Below are 15,711 nucleotides of genomic sequence, written 5' to 3'. Positions count from 1 at the left end.
CGGCGTTTTTCGTTTCGTGTTGTGGTTAATCAATGGCTAAAAATAAACAGAAAAAGCAAAGCAAAGGATCTGCCGGGCAAAACCGAAATCAGACTGCCGCTTTTCTTGAGCGCTATGCCCATAGAGAGGGAGTTATCAGTACGGGTTCGGGACTGATGTACCGTGTTATTGAAGATGCCGTCAATCCGTGTCCGGACCTGAATCAGGTTGTAAAAGTACACCAACGCATTCTGCTCGCTGATGGTAGCGTAGTTGATGATACCTACAAGAAGGGGCCACCCGAAAATTTCCATTTGGCCGAAGCGATAGAAGGGCTAAAAGAAGGCTTTCAGCTTTTACCAAAAGGTGCACGATATGAGTTTGTTATCCCTCCCGCACTGGCATGGGGTAAAAAGGGAAATGGCGGTAAAATTGGTCCTAATGCCGTGATGATCGTAGATGTGCGACTAATTGAATTTGAGGCAGAATAACCTGCCTGCAAAAGTACGGCAGGCAGGTGAGTCTGTTAGTCTTTGCTGAGTGTGGTAGTGCGGATGTTAAGATCTTCCGGATCAACCTCTGGCCAGTTTTCATTCCATTGAATGGGCAGAATTCTCAGTTTCTGTTTAGCGTTATCTGCAGTTTCATAAGCGTGAAATACAAGATAATCTTTACCGTCAAAGGTATAAGCAGCGTTGTGTCCAAGTGCAACCCAGTCTTCATTCCCTTCTAATACAAGCGTGCCGCCACCATCATTTAACGGCTTGCCACTTTTGTCCAAGTAAGGCCCTTCGACCTGTTTACTGCGACCAACGCGAATATTGTACGTGCTATCCATGCCGCGGCAGCATTTATCGAAAGATACGAATAAATAATAAAAACCATTCTTCTTGAAGATATAGGGGGCTTCAATAGCACCTTCGCCAGGATCTGAATCGTCATTAGTATCTCGTCCAGGGCGTTTGGCAATAGTGTACCACTCCTGAGGCTCTGCCAATCTGACCATGTCATCATCCAGTTTTACCAGCTTCAGGCCGCCCCAAAAGGAACCGAAACTCATCCAGGGGGTGCCATAATCATCTTCTACAATCGCAGGATCTATCGCGTTCCAGAAATCCCGGTTTGGCACCGACTCAATCACAATACCATGATCAACCCAGCGGTAGTTTTCGGCATCGGGATCAAGAGTTTCATTGACGGTGACACCTATTCCTGAGGTATTTTTTCCAAACGCTGAAACTGAGTAGTAAAGGTAAAATTTACCGTTTTTCTGGTAAACATCAGGGGCCCACAAGTGGCCGTTAAACCCTGGGGCGACCCGCGCTGCCCAACTGGGCTCATCAGGGAAAACCCGTCCGGTGAGTTTCCAGTTTTCCATGTCATCAGACTCGTAGTAGGTGATGCCCGGGCCAGTACTAAATACATAGAAAGTATCACCTTCTTTTGTCATCACCGGATCGTGAACCTCGACCTGTTTAGCGCTGACATCACTGCAACCTGTTAACAATAGGATTGCTGAAGACCAGCCGATTTTTTTTAATCCATTTGGCATATCATTTCCCCAATAACTGAATTTGGTATAGGAAGTTTATCAGGTATCATGTTAAATATGTAATACAATATTAATAATTGGTTTTCAACTTATCGTCTTAATTTAAGGAAATGCTATGTCAGGGTGCAAACCATCTTTACTTGCAGGTTTCATGTTTACCTGTTTTTCAATTAATGCCTCATCCGAAATTCAGTTACCTGCGCCACCAATAGATAATCCTATCGTACTGCAACGCGCGGACCCTATGCTAGTGAGACACCCGGATACCGGCTGTTATACCTTTATTGGCACCTCGCCTGATTTTGATGAGATTGAATTGAGGCAGGCTTGCCGGCTCAATGACCTTAAACTGGCGAAGCCAGAAGTAATCTGGAAAAAGCGGGAAAAAGGAGAAATGAGCGCAAATATTTGGGCACCAGAGTTGCACAAAATAGAGGGAGACTGGTACATCTATTTTGCAGCTGGTGATGCAGATAAACCATTTAGCATCCGAATGTATGCACTAAAAAATACCAATGACGACCCAATGAAAGGAGAGTGGCTGGAAGCTGGAAAAATAGAAAGTGGCTGGGATACTTTCGCCCTTGATGGCACCACATTTGAACACAATAACAAGCGATATTATGTTTGGGCACAACAAGACAGAGCGCGCTCTTACAACTCAGCATTATGGATTGCAGAAATGCTTTCACCAACCACACTCAAGCTGCCAGCCACATTGTTATCAGAACCCTCACTTGATTGGGAAGTGCAGGGATATAAAGTGAACGAGGGCGCATCGGTTATTTCGCATCAGGGAAAAGTATTTATGACTTATTCAGCCAGCGCCACCGACCACCGTTATGCCATGGGATTATTGTGGGCAGATGCCGATGCCGATTTACTCAGTCCTGGCAGTTGGCACAAGATGGCCGAACCTGTGTTTACCACCAATCCGGAGGTTGGACGTTTTGGCCCTGGCCACAATAGCTTCGTAAAAGCTGAAGACGGTACTACCGATTTGATGATTTACCATAGCAGGGACTACGAGACGCTTAGAGGCACGCCGCTGACAGACCCTAATCGGCATGCCAGGGCTCGAGTACTGCGTTGGAATGACAAAGGCTTTCCAATATTTGGCGAGTCTATTGCAGACTAGCGGCATGAATTTGGCGAAGAGAAAAAAAGCCCCGGTATATGCCGGGGCTTTATATGTGTTTTACATGTTATCCGTTTACGATCACCAGAATCGAATGTAAATAAACGCAGTGATACCAAGAATACCGGCTGTGTGAATATAATCCCACTTATCAATATTGTTGATAACCTCACGGTAAGTGCCTTTATCAAGAGTAGAGAAAGTCAGTCCGGCTAATTTTTCTTTACTTGCTGGCTTTGTAAAGATACTCGTTACAATAATAATCCCCACAACTATCACAAACAGCAGAATACAGAAATATAGCCAGTTCATAGTGACAATCCATTCAAATGGACTCCCTGCCAGGTTATCTCGGAAAGGTAGCATTGCTAGACGAATCATACCCAGTACAAAGCCCGATACAAGGCCGACAAAACCAGCTGTTGGCGTTACCCTCGTGCTACATAAACCAAGCAAGAATACTGCAGCGATACCTGGTGCTATGAGTGATTGAACACTCTGTAAATATTCATACAGAACATCTGCAATTAGACGCATAACAGGAATCCATAGAATACCGAGAAATACAATAACAATCGTAGCGATGCGACCAACCCGAAGGAGATGCTTTTCACTGGATTCTGGCTTGAACTTTTTATAGAAATCGATTGTGAACAGCGTAGCCGAAGAATTAAATAGTGAAGCCAGGGAACTCATCAGGGCAGCCACCAGGCCGCCGATAACAATACCTTTTACTCCTGCCGGCAGCAATTCAGAAACCAGCGTAGGAAACGCTTGATCAGCACTTTCGTAGGAAATGATGCCTTTCGCGTTTAGGGCATATGCAATCATGCCCGGTACCAGGAAAATAAATACAGGTAATAGTTTCAGGTAGCCGGCGAACATCGTTCCTCTTCGAGCTTCCTTGATGCCTTTTGCTGAAAGAACACGTTGCACAATATACTGATCAGTACACCAGTACCAAAAACCAATAATAAAAGACCCGAAAATAATACCTGGCCATGGGAAATCGGGATCCGAAGCGGACCGAATAAGGTGCATTTGTTCAGCATTGAGGCGCTCTACTTCTTCCCAGCCTCCCACTTTATCAAGGCCAACCCACAGAATGACCACTGAGCCAATAATTAAAACGGGTGTTTGCAGCACAGAAGTCCACATAATGGCTTTCATGCCGCCCAGTACAGTGTAAATGCCGGTAATGATGACCAGTCCCAGAGCCGATATCCAGAAGAAATCAATGCCCCATATACTTTCAATGCCAAGTATTGTTTTGAATGCGATACCGCCAGCATAAACAGTAACTGCAACTTTAGTAAGTACATAACTGACTAGAGAAATGACTGACAGAAAAGTTCTGGAGGAGGCATTAAACCGGCGCTCCAGAAATTCTGGCATGGTATAAACCTTACTGCTCCAGTAGAAGGGAACAAATATCCAACCAAGCAGGATTATGATCCAGGACTGAAGTTCCCAGTGTGCCAGTGCCATGCCTGACTGAGCTCCAGACCCAGAAAGACCAACCAAGTGTTCTGAACCAATGTTTGAAGCGAAAATTGATGCCCCGATAACAAGCCAGCTAGCATTACGACCAGCGAGGAAATAGTCCGCAGTATCCTCTTCTTTCTGGCGCATAGAAAAGATAACGACGGCCAAAAGCAGTACAAGAAAACCAGCAAGAACGAGCCAGTCAAGAGTGCTAAGTTCTACCATTTTGAATCCATATGACTTCCCTGTTAAACAGGATAATTTTGAGATATAGAAATATTATATGATAATTAATCGAATGGGAAGAACTTGTAAAAAGTAGGTTAAGTTTACGGCTATTTAATTTGATATCTGAAATTTCTAACGTAATTGCACTATTTCAGCGACCGATTTCGAAGTCTGAGCCGGTAACAATGACTAGCTAATATTATCGTAGTATTATAGGGTTTCTGACTACGAAGGAATCACCATGGCGCGCATTGAAAACCTTAATTTGTCTCAACGGGTAACGAATGAGCTTGGCAAAGCTATCATCTGTGGATCGTACAATACCAATACTGGCTTACCTACTGAAGCTCAGCTTTGCGAGGAATATGGTATTAGTCGTACTGCAGTGCGTGAGGCGGTAAAAATGCTCGCTGCCAAAGGACTTATTTCATCTCGGCCCCGGCAGGGAATTCGTGTCGAATCTTCTTCTAATTGGAATCTTTACGATACCAGCGTTCTGCGCTGGTTGCTGGATAGTAGTCCTTCTCTCTATGTGCTTAAAGAGTTTCTGCAGATGCGAATGGCAATTGAACCTCAAGCCGCTGCCCTTGCTGCCCGAAATGGTGATAAAGAAGCAATAAGCAGAATTAACGATGCACTGCTGGACATGCGAAAAGCCGTAGATCAAAAAGAAGGCAGTCTGCATGAAGCCGACCTTGCATTTCACACGGCAATCTTGTCTGCATCTGGCAACCGCTTTTTCTTTCAGCTTAGAGAGTTCATCATTACTGCCCTCAATGTCAGTATTCAACACACAACGCCAGCAAAGGGTAACAAAAGCACCATTGTTGAGGAGCATGAAAAAGTGTATGCCGCTATTCTAGCCGGGGAGCCTGAACGCGCTAAGAACATGATGGCCTATCTTATTGATGAAGCCATGGCCTTCATTGAATCAGAAATTGCACAATCTCAAAGTGCGTAAATGCCCTTTAAATCTTTTCGAGTTTAAGCTTCCAGGATGGCAATGAATCAATCGTCCGATCTACAAGCCGTATATCCCAGTTTGTCAGACAAAATTGTCTTCATTACCGGTGGTGGTACTGGTATTGGAGAGGTGCTGGTACGAAAGTTTGCAGCACAGAATGCACGAGTTATCTTTGTCGACATGGCCGTTGAGCAAAGTGAGTCACTGGTAACTGAGCTAAAAGGCAGGCATCGCTACGATGTGATGTTTTATCAGTGTGATATTCGCAATATTGCGCTCCTTACATCAATACTTTCAGATGTGGCTGATGATGTCGGGAACATTGCTGTGTTAATCAATAATGCTGCAGATGATACTCGACATTCGGTGGAAAATTTGACAGTAGAATATTGGGATGACCGCTTTGCGGTTAACCTTCGTCCATCATTTTTTGCTGCGCAAAGCGTAGCCCCGCAGATGAAAGTGCGTGGCGGTGGCTCTATTATCAATATGGGGTCAGCAAGTTGGCGTATGAAACAAAGCTGTATGCCTGCTTACACTACCGCGAAAGCGGCAATTGAGGGATTGAGTCGGAGCCTCGCCGGAGCACTTGGTGGCGATAATATTAGAGTAAATACACTCATCCCTGGTTGGGTAATGACTGAACGTCAGATGAGCCACTGGGCCAATCCGGATATTGTTGAAGAAGTAAAAAAAGAACAATGTTTGCACGACACTCTTCGCCCTACACATATTGCTGATGCTGCGCTTTTTCTGGCCGCAGACGAAAGCAGAATGATGACAGCACAGACACTTACCGTAGACGCTGGCTGGACCTGATATAAGTATTTAAAAAGAAGGTTGACGAAAATTCATATTTACAATAAAAAGTAATATAATATTAAAAGTGAAAATATTGTATCTATTTCGTTAATTGTTGAAGGTTGTTAGCTGCTTTGTCTGAGTTTGTCCTCGTTTACGTTATTTTAATTATTGGCTCCTGCTTACAAAGCGTGATCGGATTTGGCCTTGGCCTGTTGTCTGCGCCCTTACTCTATTTTCTAATGCCTGAACTGGTTCCTGGTCCAATGATTCTCAACGCTCTGCTATTAACATCACTACTTTCAGTAAAACATCGAGGTGAAATAGATTTAAAGATGACGGGGTTTTCAATTCTTGGCGGTACTGCGGGTGTTCTTATCGCCGGTAGTGTACTGTCGTTCATCGACAGCCATCAATATCAGTTGCTGTTCGGTGTATCTATTTTACTTGCTGTAGCGCTTTCCTTTATAGGTATCATGCCGAAAGTATCAGTGATTTCTAATCTCGTTGCTGCTATGGCATCGGGCTTTATGGGAACAACTACATCGGCGGGCGGGGCCCCAATGGGTCTTTTGTATCAATCTAAAGATGCAGACACTATCAAAGCGAATCTTAGTATCTTCTTTGTTTATATTAACTTCTTCGGCATCAGTGTGTTGTGGTGGAATGGCAAAGCCGGTCATGACGATTTACAGTTGTTCCTTAAATGTGTACCCGCGCTTATTCTGGGCTGGGCAATTTCATTTATCTTTAACCGGCAATTAAATGAAAAGCTTATTAGGCTGCTCATTTTATTTATTGCAGCATTATCGGGGCTGCTACTTATTCTTTTCCACGGTTAATCTACGCGTTAATATGACGTTCGATCTTTCTCAAAATGGTGCTCATTATGCAGCAAGGTTCTAATACGAACATGGAGCAATTCACTCTTGTACATACTGTGAAATGTCAATGTGTGCTAGGAGAAAGTGTTTTTTATAGCGATGATCGGCAGCAAGTCATTTGGAATGATATTGAAGGCAGAGTCATCCACACTCTCGATTGGGATACTAAATTCCACAGAACCTATGGCGTATCTTCGCGCCTTTGCTGGCTGATTCCTTTTGAACATGGTGGTTTTGTAGGCGGTTTTGAGAATGAAATTTGCCTTCTTGACGACAATTTCTGCAGACAGAAAACGCTTTGGGTGAATAAAGATTTCGCGGAGCGAGTACGCCTGAATGATGCTAAAGCAGACCGTTCAGGACGAATCTTCTTCGGCACAATGGATGATGAAGAGAAGGAAGCGAAAGGGAATATTTACCAACTAGTGGTGTCAAAGGAGCCGAGGATCATACAACGTGATTTTACGGTTTCTAATGGTCCTGCTTTCAGTACATGCGGAAAGTATATGTACGCCGTGTCATCGGCCGAAAAGTGTATTTACCGTCTCTTCCTTTCAGCTGCAGGCGAATATCACTCTCCTGAAGTGTTTATACGATTTGGTGAATGCTTTGGTTGGCCAGACGGTGTTACCGTTGATGCTGACGATCATCTCTGGATAGCTGGATGGGATGGTAAAGGCGTATTCAGATTTACTCCCGAAGGCGAACTAATTGCAAAATTGTCTACACCCGCGCCACTGACAACATCTGTCGCATTTGTGGGGCCGACCAGAAGGCATATAGCCGTTACTAGTGCATCAAGAGACTTAACTAATGAGCAGCTTGCCCTTTACCCTGAAAGTGGGAATCTTTTCATCTATTCAGTAGAAGCAACCGGTGTGGTGGAAACACCGGCAACGCTATCTGACTAACAACGTCAAACACCAATAAGCTGTTTACACACCCGGTTACTGCCGTCTCGTCTTGCTTGATACAGGGCATCTTCGGCATTCGCGGTAAGCTCGTTCAACGACTTACTTGATGCAGAGAACGATACCCCGAAAGAGCCTGTGATTTGAATTTGTGATTGCAGATCACTGGTATCCATTGTGGCCAACCCTACGCGCAAACTCTCGGCGATATCCATTGCTTCGTGGGGGCCGCTTTCTGGCAATAGAATAATGAATTCTTCGCTACTCCAGCGACCAATAATGTCCTTGGTGCGGATGCTGGCAAGGAGATTCCCCGCCACTTTATCAAGCACCTCGTCGCCAGTATTACGGCCGTAGGTATCATTGATTACCGCGAAATTATCGATGCCTGCGATCACAACGCTGATAGAGGAGTACGCTTCCAGCAATTCTTTGTACTGCATTTCAATGCCTGGTCTATCTGGCAAACGCTGGCTTTTGCGTACCACCATTTCAGGCTGCATATCTTTGCGGAAATAGTAAAGCAGGTGGTAAATCATGAGGAACAGCGAGAACACCACAACCAGTAAGGTCACTACACTAACCACAAAGGCCTGTGAGATATCAGCCTGACGTTTATCCAGCGGGCTTAGCAGGTACACCGTCCAGTTGAACTGGTTAAGTTTAACTTCGGCGATTAAGTATTCCTGCTGATTAATGGTGACAAGGCGGTTATTCAGCGCGCGCTGATCTTTTACATCTACCGGTAAACTGGCAAACCACGGCAACTCTGAAAGATTGGTAAAATCAGAGTATTCGGCCATGAGCGACGATTCTGAAGACAGCATGATGTCGCCTTGCTCATCGACGAAAAGGAAATCATAACCATACTGTTGTTTGTAGGTATCGAAGATACTGATAAAGCTCTTTAGGCTTTTGGCGATACCAAAAAAGCCAAGGAACTCATTGTCTTTGTTGTAAATCTTAATATCGATATAGAAATGGGTGTCCTCCCACTTACCGATATCCGCGACTCTGTCGGCTGGTAATTTTTTATACTTGAAGTACCAGCTTACTTTGCCTTTGATCAGTGGAATGGTGGTACCATCTGAATTGTACTGCATGCGGGCTTTTTCACTGGCAATGAAGAACTTCATGCCAAATTCATCTTCTAGGCGGGCCAGGGCCGACTGAATTTCAGGCACATCGAGTTCTTCGCTGTCCATTAGCGCCACTAATTCTGTTGAGCGACCCAGAGCTTCAGACACATGCAATGGCTTTAATAACTGATTGACGATCAGGGAAATGGCTGGAGAAAGTGACTGTTGTTGCGCCCGGCTTTGCTCGGCAACAATTTTATTTACACTGAAGTGGACCAGCGTAACGATAGCGATCACCACTACTGCAAACAACAGTAAAATACTGCGGTGAAGTGTCCTAAATGTGTTCACAGATTACCTGCTCTCCCTGCCTGTTTCTGTAAATGATTTTGACCTAATTAATAGACAAAAGAGTATACCTTTTCACCAACAAAACTGCTACCCAACGCAATTAGATTTAATATTCTCTCTCAATTTTTCATAACGATGTCGCTGACTTGTTCTCATCCCTTGGTTACACTAGCGCCATTAAGTAGGTATGCAGCACTTCAATTAAGGATTATAAATGGCTTTTTCTGTAGTTGTTCTCGCCGCTGGTAAAGGCACGCGAATGAAATCTTCTTTGCCCAAGGTATTGCACCCCATCGGCGGTATTCCCATGGTTCAGCGGATCATCAATACAGTGGAAGCACTTAGCGCCAGCGCGGTTCATCTTGTTTATGGTCATGGTGGCGACCAATTGCAGGCGGCGGTAAGTGGTAACAACCTAAACTGGTGTTTGCAGGCTGAGCAGCTGGGTACAGGTCATGCTGTGCAGCAAGCTGTTCCACACATCAAAGACGACGAAGATGTACTGGTGCTGGTGGGCGATGCCCCATTAATTCAGAAGGCCACACTGGAGCGGCTGGCTGCAGTAAAAGCAGAGTGTGATTTAGCGTTACTTACCGTGCAACTGGATGATCCTACCGGCATGGGCCGCATTGTGCGTGAGAACAACAACATCACCGCCATTGTCGAGCATAAAGATGCCACCGACCTGCAACGCGAAATCAAGGAAATTAACACGGGCATGATGATGATGGCCGGTGCCGATCTGAAACGCTGGTTGGGTAACCTGAGCAACGATAACGCCCAGGGCGAGTTTTATTTAACCGACGTTATCGCTATGGCGGCTGCCGAAGGAAAATCAATTCAATCTGCGCAGCCCGATGCGGTTGAAGAAGTGGAAGGCGTTAACAACCGTGCGCAGCTTGCGGCGCTGGAACGTGCCCTCCAAGCTCGCCAGGCTCACGAACTCATGATGAATGGTGTGACGCTGGCTGATCCTGCCCGCGTAGACATTCGCGGTGAAGTCACTACCGGCAATGACATCGTGGTTGATGTAAACGTGATCTTCGAAGGTAAAGTGACGTTAGGCAGCAACGTGAAAATTGGTCCGAACTGCATTCTTAAAAACTGCACCATTGCCGATAACGCCGCTATTGAAGCAAATTCGATTATTGAAGAAGCCGAAGTAGGCGAAGCATGTACCGTGGGGCCGTTTGGTCGTTTACGTCCGGGGGCGGTGATGAAAGCGAAAGCCAAAGTCGGTAACTTTGTGGAAATGAAAAAAGCCGTGCTGGGTGAAGGCGCGAAAGCAAACCATCTTACGTATCTGGGAGATGCCGAAATTGGCGCTGGCGCAAACATCGGTGCCGGCACCATTACCTGTAACTACGACGGTGTGAACAAATCGAAAACGGTAATTGGCGAGAACGCTTTTATCGGTTCCAACTCTGCGTTGGTGGCACCGGTTACCATTGGGAACGGTGCAACCGTGGGAGCGGGGTCGATTATCACTGCTAAGGTAGAAGACAATGCACTGGCCATTGCCCGCTCAAAACAGCGTGTTATCGCCAACTGGCCGCGCCCAACTAAGAAGTAAGTGTTTACTTATTGAGCGGTGATGTCTGAAAAGGCATCACCGCTTTTTTTATGCTTCGCCGTCGAGTTTCGCCAATGTCTGCGACATCTCGTCGTTAATTTCGGTACGCATCTTCGCTAAGCGCAGCGCATAGTCGCGCAGGTAAATGTCCCGCTCGGTGGTGGGTTTCCATTCCGGTACTTCTGCCGGTTTCCCGTCTTCATCTACTGCCACCATGATCACAATACAGTGGGTCGTTTTATGGCCGTCTTCCCGTTTCGGATCGCGGGCGTTCACATCAATAGACAAGTGCATCGATGTGCGGCCGGTGTAAATGACCGATGCTTTTACTTCAACCAGGCTGCCCACCAAAATAGGTTTCATGAAACGAATACCGCCCACATAAGCGGTGATACAGTACTTACCGCTCCAGCCCGCTGAACACGCGTAGGCCGCAAGGTCAATCCAGCGCATTACAGCCCCACCGTGAACCTTACCACCAAAGTTCTGATCGCCGGGCTCGGCGAGAAAGCGTAAGGTGACTTCTCTGTTATCTGACATCTACTTCTCCGTGGGTCATCAATCATTTGTTCTCTTTATATTCACACTATTACCATTCTGAATGGCAATGTCACCCTTTTTACTTATTTGAGGCCACTGGTCCGTCAGGCTTTGAGGCTTTGGGCAATATGCGATAATGTGCGCAAATAGTTTTTCAAACGAGACCGTTATGATCCGCACGCTTTTAGTGGGCTTTGGTTTTTCAGCCACCACCTTTCATCTTCCTTTTCTACAGCAGCTTTCCGGGTTTTCACTTACTGGCGTAGTGTCGTCCCGGCCCGACGATGTAAAAGCCGTGGTTGACGATGTACCTGTTTATGCCTCGCTGGCCAAAGCACTGGCAGCAGACAGTTTCGATTTAGTGGTGATCACCACGCCGAATACCCTGCACGCCCTGCAGGCAAGACAGGCATTGATGAACGGTGTCAATGTGCTGATAGAGAAGCCGTTTACGCTTTCTGGTGACGAAGCCGACGAACTGGTTTCATTGGCTACCCGAGAAAACAAGAAGCTTTGTGTTTACCACAACCGTCGCTTCGATGGCGACTTCCTAACCGTGAAGTCGTTAATTGAGACAGGCACGATTGGTAATGTGAAACGGCTGCAATCCCGGTTTGACCGATTCCGGCCGCATCCGCGAAACCGCTGGCGAGAAAATGCGGGGCCCGGCGCGGGTATCTTTTGGGATTTAGGTCCACATTTGATGGATCAGGCCGTGCAGCTGTTCGGTGTACCAAAACAAATTCATGCTGATGTTCAAATCACCCGTGAGGGTGGTGAAAGCGACGACAGTTTCGATATTACCCTGTTCTACGGTGACAAAACCGTGTTGCTGGGAAGCTCGCCCCATCAAGCCAATACGACATTGCGCTTCGACCTTCAGGGTACAGCAGGCAGCTATCGAAAATTCGGCTTAGATCCGCAGGAAGATCAACTGAAGCAAGGGCTCACTCTCGACCACCCGGCCTTCGCCACTGAATCTGAATCAGCTTATGGTGAAGTTGCTGATGGCGAGCAGGTGATAAAGCACCCCACGCAAAACGGCGACTATATCGGCTTTTACCAGCAACTCGCCGGCGCCATTACCGAAGGCGAGGCATTACCTGCCGATGCTGAATCGGTGGTACCGGTTATTCGCCTTATCGAGCTGGCTTTCGAAAGTGCGGAAACGGGCAAAGTGATGCCTGTATACCTGGATATGAAAGCAAATAACTAATTTATCTTGCATTTCGAAACCTTATCTGATTAAGTTCTTTCACTTCGTAAGATAAAAGTTTCGAAATGCAAAAAAGAAATACACAGCAGCGTCGTGAAGACATTGTTGAATGGGTGAATCAAGCTGGCCAGGTTCAGGTAGATGAAATGGCCGCCCGGTTTGGCACCTCTGAAGTCACTATTCGTAAAGACTTAACGGTGCTGGCCGAGGAAAAAAGAGTGCTCCGCCAGTACGGAGGCGCTGCGCCTATGCCCATGCTTCAGCAGTTCGGTCCGGCTCAGCAGTCCGGTTCGGCTGAGCTATCTGGCTCCGGGCCAGCATCGCAATATGCGCAGAGGGTTTCACCGTCTGTGAAATCTGCCATTGCTCAACTTGCCGCCCAGCTTGTTGATGACAGCAGAAAACTTATCCTCGATAGCGGTAATACCACCGCAGCCCTCATTCCGTTTCTTACCCAAAGTAAATTGGTGGTAATGACCAATTCTTTAAGAAATGCTAATGAATTAACGATCGCCGACAACGAACCTACCGTACTCATGACCGGCGGAACCTGGGACGCGCACTCGCAAGCCTTTCAGGGCCGCATGGCAGAGAACATGATTTCCGCTTATAGCTTCGATATCGCCTTTATTGGCGCGTCTGGACTGGACGTTGCTCGCGGTACGACTACGCTGAATGAACTTACTGGGCTTTCCAAAGCTATGGCTGGCGTTGCCAGCAAAGTGGTGATTCTGGCGGAATCCGAAAAATTTACTTATCGCATGCCAAACCTTGAACTGGCGTGGGATGACATTGATGTGCTGGTAACCGACAGCGGCATCGACGAACAGATTAAACAAAAGATTGAACAGCAGGGCGTCACCGTATTGGTCGCGCCGGCAAATGGAGAATAACCGATGTGTGGAATTGTAGGCGCTGTTGCAGAGCGTAATGTAGTTGAAATTTTGCTAGAAGGTCTGAAGCGCCTTGAATACCGTGGTTACGATTCCGCCGGTGTCGCGCTGTTACAACCAAGCGGTGAACTTACCCGTATTCGTCGTACCGGCAAGGTACAGGAACTGGCGGATGCTGTAGCATCTGGCGAAGCGCTGGGTTCTACCGGTATTGCGCATACCCGCTGGGCAACCCACGGTGGCGTAACTGAAAAGAACGCCCACCCGCACTGTTCAAGCGACCGCATCTCGGTGGTTCACAACGGCATTATTGAAAATTACTTGGCTTTGCGTGAAGCGCTCACCGCGCAAGGTTATACGTTCACCAGCGACACCGACACTGAAACCATTGCCCACACCGTGCATGCAGAAATGCAGAAAGGCGGCACTCTGCTACAAGCTGTGCAGAACAGCGTGAAGCAGTTCCACGGTGCTTACGGTACGGTGATCATGGACAGTGAAGACCCAGGTCGCGTCGTGGTTGCTCGCTCAGGCAGCCCGTTGGTCATTGGTTTAGGTTTAGGTGAGAACTTTATTGCGTCTGATCAGATGGCACTTTTACCGGTTACCCGTCGTTTCATCTTCCTGGAAGAAGGTGATGTGGCAGAGATTACCCGTCGTGAAGTGCGTGTTTACGACGTAAACGGCGAGCCTGTTGAGCGTGAAGTTATCGAATCAAACATCGAGCATGACGCTGGTGACAAAGGCGGCTATCGCCACTACATGCTAAAAGAAATTCACGAGCAACCTACGGTAGTTCGCAACGCGTTACAGCATCGTTTGGATGAAAGCGGTTTGCTGCCTGATATCTTTGGCCCGGGTGCAGAAGAAATATTCTCGAAAGTAAAACACGTGCAAATTATTGCCTGCGGTACCAGTTATCACGCAGGTATGACCGCGCGCTATTGGCTGGAACAGTACGCCAATGTGTCTTGTAGCATCGAAATTGCCTCGGAGTTCCGTTACCGTAAATCGGTGGTACACGAGAACAGCTTGCTTGTGACTATTTCTCAGTCTGGTGAAACTGCCGATACCTTGGCAGCATTGCGTTTGGCCAAAGAGCTGGGTTATATGTCTAGCCTGACTATCTGTAACGTGCCAGGCTCATCACTGGTGCGCGAGTCTGATTTGTCGTTTATGACCCGCGCCGGTGCGGAAATCGGTGTGGCGTCGACCAAAGCATTCACCACCCAGTTAACTGCCTTCCTGATGCTGACGTTGGCGATAGGTAAGCACAGCGGTATCAGCGAGCAGGATCAGCAAAGCATTGTGAGTGCGCTGCACAGCTTGCCCGCAAAACTGGAAGAAACCCTGACCATTACCAAAGGCATTGAAGATCTCGCAGAGGAGTTTGCCGACAAGAACCACTCACTGTTCTTAGGTCGTGGCGACCAGTATCCCATTGCCATGGAAGGCGCGCTGAAGCTGAAAGAGATTTCCTACATTCACGCTGAAGCCTACGCTTCGGGTGAACTCAAACACGGCCCACTGGCCCTGATTGACGAGGAAATGCCAGTCATCGTAGTAGCTCCGAACAACGAACTGCTGGAAAAGCTGAAGTCTAACGTGGAAGAAGTGCGCGCCCGTGGCGGTATCATGTATGTGTTCGCTGATAAGGATGCACACTTTGCCAGCGACGAAACCATGCGGGTAATCAACGTGCCGCACTGCGAAGCGCCTATTGCGCCCATCGTTTACACCTTGCCACTGCAGTTGCTGTCTTATTACGTAGCGCTGATTAAAGGTACCGATGTGGATCAACCTCGTAACCTGGCCAAGTCGGTGACGGTGGAGTAGGGATACGGAGTACTCTGAATGAGTGCATATTAAACGATGTCCGAAACATTGTTTAATATGCACATCTCTTTTTAAACTCAAATACGACTAACTTCCCACTATCGAAAGTGTAAATCAGCTTTGTGAAATTCGAATAGACCTCTGATTTGAGAGCATAGCTGCACAGAGGATAACAAGTGGTCTTCCTCACTTGAGCAATAATTCACATTTTGCCAACAGCACGTTTCTAGCAAATATCGTCTAATTAAAATCAAACTATGTGATATATGGAATATCTCTAA

Annotated in this window: 14 protein-coding genes; 10 read left to right on the top strand and 4 right to left on the bottom strand. The window is 46.9% G+C overall.

All coding sequences use genetic code 11. The annotated features are described in order from the left end of the window. The first annotated feature begins 32 nt into the window (after positions 1 to 32). Positions 33 to 470, top strand: a complete 438-nt coding sequence (locus ACXAGX_RS03040; RefSeq protein ID WP_474836509.1) for an FKBP-type peptidyl-prolyl cis-trans isomerase — start codon at positions 33 to 35, stop codon at positions 468 to 470. Positions 471 to 505: 35 nt separating this feature from the next. Here ACXAGX_RS03040 and ACXAGX_RS03035 read toward each other — a convergent pair whose 3' ends face one another. Further along, positions 506 to 1,531, bottom strand: coding sequence for a family 43 glycosylhydrolase (locus tag ACXAGX_RS03035; protein WP_474836507.1), 1,026 nt, complete (start codon positions 1,529 to 1,531; stop codon positions 506 to 508). Positions 1,532 to 1,646: 115 nt separating this feature from the next. On the opposite strand from ACXAGX_RS03035, the gene ACXAGX_RS03030 reads away from it, so the two are divergent. Further along, on the top strand, positions 1,647 to 2,669 hold the full coding sequence (locus ACXAGX_RS03030; RefSeq protein ID WP_474818778.1) for a glycoside hydrolase family 43 protein: 1,023 nt from the start codon (positions 1,647 to 1,649) through the stop codon (positions 2,667 to 2,669). 81 nt (positions 2,670 to 2,750) lie between these two features. Here the strand turns inward: ACXAGX_RS03030 and ACXAGX_RS03025 are convergent, their stop codons facing one another. Next, positions 2,751 to 4,379, bottom strand: coding sequence for a sodium:solute symporter (locus ACXAGX_RS03025; RefSeq protein WP_474818779.1), 1,629 nt, complete (start codon positions 4,377 to 4,379; stop codon positions 2,751 to 2,753). Positions 4,380 to 4,623: 244 nt separating this feature from the next. Here ACXAGX_RS03025 and ACXAGX_RS03020 point away from each other — a divergent pair, with 244 nt between their 5' ends. The 4 genes from ACXAGX_RS03020 to ACXAGX_RS03005 all read left to right on the top strand — a co-directional run bounded on the left by ACXAGX_RS03020 (position 4,624) and on the right by ACXAGX_RS03005 (position 7,942). Continuing rightward, the gene (locus ACXAGX_RS03020; RefSeq protein ID WP_474818780.1) at positions 4,624 to 5,343 is read left to right on the top strand and encodes a FadR/GntR family transcriptional regulator; all 720 of its coding nucleotides are present in this window, start codon (positions 4,624 to 4,626) and stop codon (positions 5,341 to 5,343) included. A gap of 42 nt (positions 5,344 to 5,385) precedes the next feature. Next, the gene (locus ACXAGX_RS03015; protein WP_474836505.1) at positions 5,386 to 6,165 is read left to right on the top strand and encodes an SDR family NAD(P)-dependent oxidoreductase; all 780 of its coding nucleotides are present in this window, start codon (positions 5,386 to 5,388) and stop codon (positions 6,163 to 6,165) included. Between the two features lie 116 nt (positions 6,166 to 6,281). Then, entirely contained in the window at positions 6,282 to 6,989 is a 708-nt protein-coding gene (locus ACXAGX_RS03010; RefSeq protein WP_474818782.1) for a TSUP family transporter, read from the top strand. 47 nt (positions 6,990 to 7,036) lie between these two features. Further along, positions 7,037 to 7,942, top strand: coding sequence for an SMP-30/gluconolactonase/LRE family protein (locus tag ACXAGX_RS03005; RefSeq protein ID WP_474818783.1), 906 nt, complete (start codon positions 7,037 to 7,039; stop codon positions 7,940 to 7,942). 5 nt (positions 7,943 to 7,947) lie between these two features. Here ACXAGX_RS03005 and ACXAGX_RS03000 read toward each other — a convergent pair whose 3' ends face one another. Next, positions 7,948 to 9,372: a sensor domain-containing diguanylate cyclase gene (locus ACXAGX_RS03000; RefSeq protein WP_474836504.1), complete on the bottom strand. Its 1,425-nt coding sequence runs from the start codon at positions 9,370 to 9,372 to the stop codon at positions 7,948 to 7,950. Between the two features lie 214 nt (positions 9,373 to 9,586). On the opposite strand from ACXAGX_RS03000, the gene glmU reads away from it, so the two are divergent. After that, on the top strand, positions 9,587 to 10,945 hold the full coding sequence (gene glmU / locus ACXAGX_RS02995; RefSeq protein ID WP_474836502.1) for a bifunctional UDP-N-acetylglucosamine diphosphorylase/glucosamine-1-phosphate N-acetyltransferase GlmU: 1,359 nt from the start codon (positions 9,587 to 9,589) through the stop codon (positions 10,943 to 10,945). Between the two features lie 48 nt (positions 10,946 to 10,993). Here the strand turns inward: glmU and ACXAGX_RS02990 are convergent, their stop codons facing one another. Then, positions 10,994 to 11,485: an acyl-CoA thioesterase gene (locus ACXAGX_RS02990; RefSeq protein WP_070123454.1), complete on the bottom strand. Its 492-nt coding sequence runs from the start codon at positions 11,483 to 11,485 to the stop codon at positions 10,994 to 10,996. A gap of 169 nt (positions 11,486 to 11,654) precedes the next feature. On the opposite strand from ACXAGX_RS02990, the gene ACXAGX_RS02985 reads away from it, so the two are divergent. The 3 genes from ACXAGX_RS02985 to glmS all read left to right on the top strand — a co-directional run bounded on the left by ACXAGX_RS02985 (position 11,655) and on the right by glmS (position 15,430). Next, positions 11,655 to 12,701 carry a Gfo/Idh/MocA family oxidoreductase gene (locus ACXAGX_RS02985; RefSeq protein ID WP_474836500.1) on the top strand — a complete coding sequence of 349 codons (1,047 nt, stop codon included), beginning with the start codon at positions 11,655 to 11,657 and terminating at the stop codon, positions 12,699 to 12,701. A gap of 65 nt (positions 12,702 to 12,766) precedes the next feature. Continuing rightward, positions 12,767 to 13,594 carry a DeoR/GlpR family DNA-binding transcription regulator gene (locus ACXAGX_RS02980; protein WP_474836498.1) on the top strand — a complete coding sequence of 276 codons (828 nt, stop codon included), beginning with the start codon at positions 12,767 to 12,769 and terminating at the stop codon, positions 13,592 to 13,594. A gap of 3 nt (positions 13,595 to 13,597) precedes the next feature. After that, a complete protein-coding gene (gene glmS, locus ACXAGX_RS02975; RefSeq protein WP_474836496.1) occupies positions 13,598 to 15,430 on the top strand; it encodes a glutamine--fructose-6-phosphate transaminase (isomerizing) in 1,833 nt (610 codons plus the stop codon). Positions 15,431 to 15,711: the final 281 nt, after the last annotated feature.

The sequence above is a fragment of the Alteromonas sp. ABV4_515 genome (assembly GCF_056160345.1).
This window is presented reverse-complemented; position numbering and strand designations above follow the sequence as displayed.

What these genes read in the sequence shown, in the direction of transcription:
- ACXAGX_RS03040 (WP_474836509.1), top strand. Translation starts at nt 33, where the DNA reads ATGGCTAAAAATAAACAGAAAAAGCAAAGCAAAGGATCTGCCGGGCAA.
- ACXAGX_RS03035 (WP_474836507.1), bottom strand. Translation starts at nt 1,531, where the DNA reads ATGCCAAATGGATTAAAAAAAATCGGCTGGTCTTCAGCAATCCTATTG.
- ACXAGX_RS03030 (WP_474818778.1), top strand. Translation starts at nt 1,647, where the DNA reads ATGTCAGGGTGCAAACCATCTTTACTTGCAGGTTTCATGTTTACCTGT.
- ACXAGX_RS03025 (WP_474818779.1), bottom strand. Translation starts at nt 4,379, where the DNA reads ATGGTAGAACTTAGCACTCTTGACTGGCTCGTTCTTGCTGGTTTTCTT.
- ACXAGX_RS03020 (WP_474818780.1), top strand. Translation starts at nt 4,624, where the DNA reads ATGGCGCGCATTGAAAACCTTAATTTGTCTCAACGGGTAACGAATGAG.
- ACXAGX_RS03015 (WP_474836505.1), top strand. Translation starts at nt 5,386, where the DNA reads ATGAATCAATCGTCCGATCTACAAGCCGTATATCCCAGTTTGTCAGAC.
- ACXAGX_RS03005 (WP_474818783.1), top strand. Translation starts at nt 7,037, where the DNA reads ATGCAGCAAGGTTCTAATACGAACATGGAGCAATTCACTCTTGTACAT.
- glmU (WP_474836502.1), top strand. Translation starts at nt 9,587, where the DNA reads ATGGCTTTTTCTGTAGTTGTTCTCGCCGCTGGTAAAGGCACGCGAATG.
- ACXAGX_RS02990 (WP_070123454.1), bottom strand. Translation starts at nt 11,485, where the DNA reads ATGTCAGATAACAGAGAAGTCACCTTACGCTTTCTCGCCGAGCCCGGC.
- ACXAGX_RS02985 (WP_474836500.1), top strand. Translation starts at nt 11,655, where the DNA reads ATGATCCGCACGCTTTTAGTGGGCTTTGGTTTTTCAGCCACCACCTTT.
- ACXAGX_RS02980 (WP_474836498.1), top strand. Translation starts at nt 12,767, where the DNA reads ATGCAAAAAAGAAATACACAGCAGCGTCGTGAAGACATTGTTGAATGG.
- glmS (WP_474836496.1), top strand. Translation starts at nt 13,598, where the DNA reads ATGTGTGGAATTGTAGGCGCTGTTGCAGAGCGTAATGTAGTTGAAATT.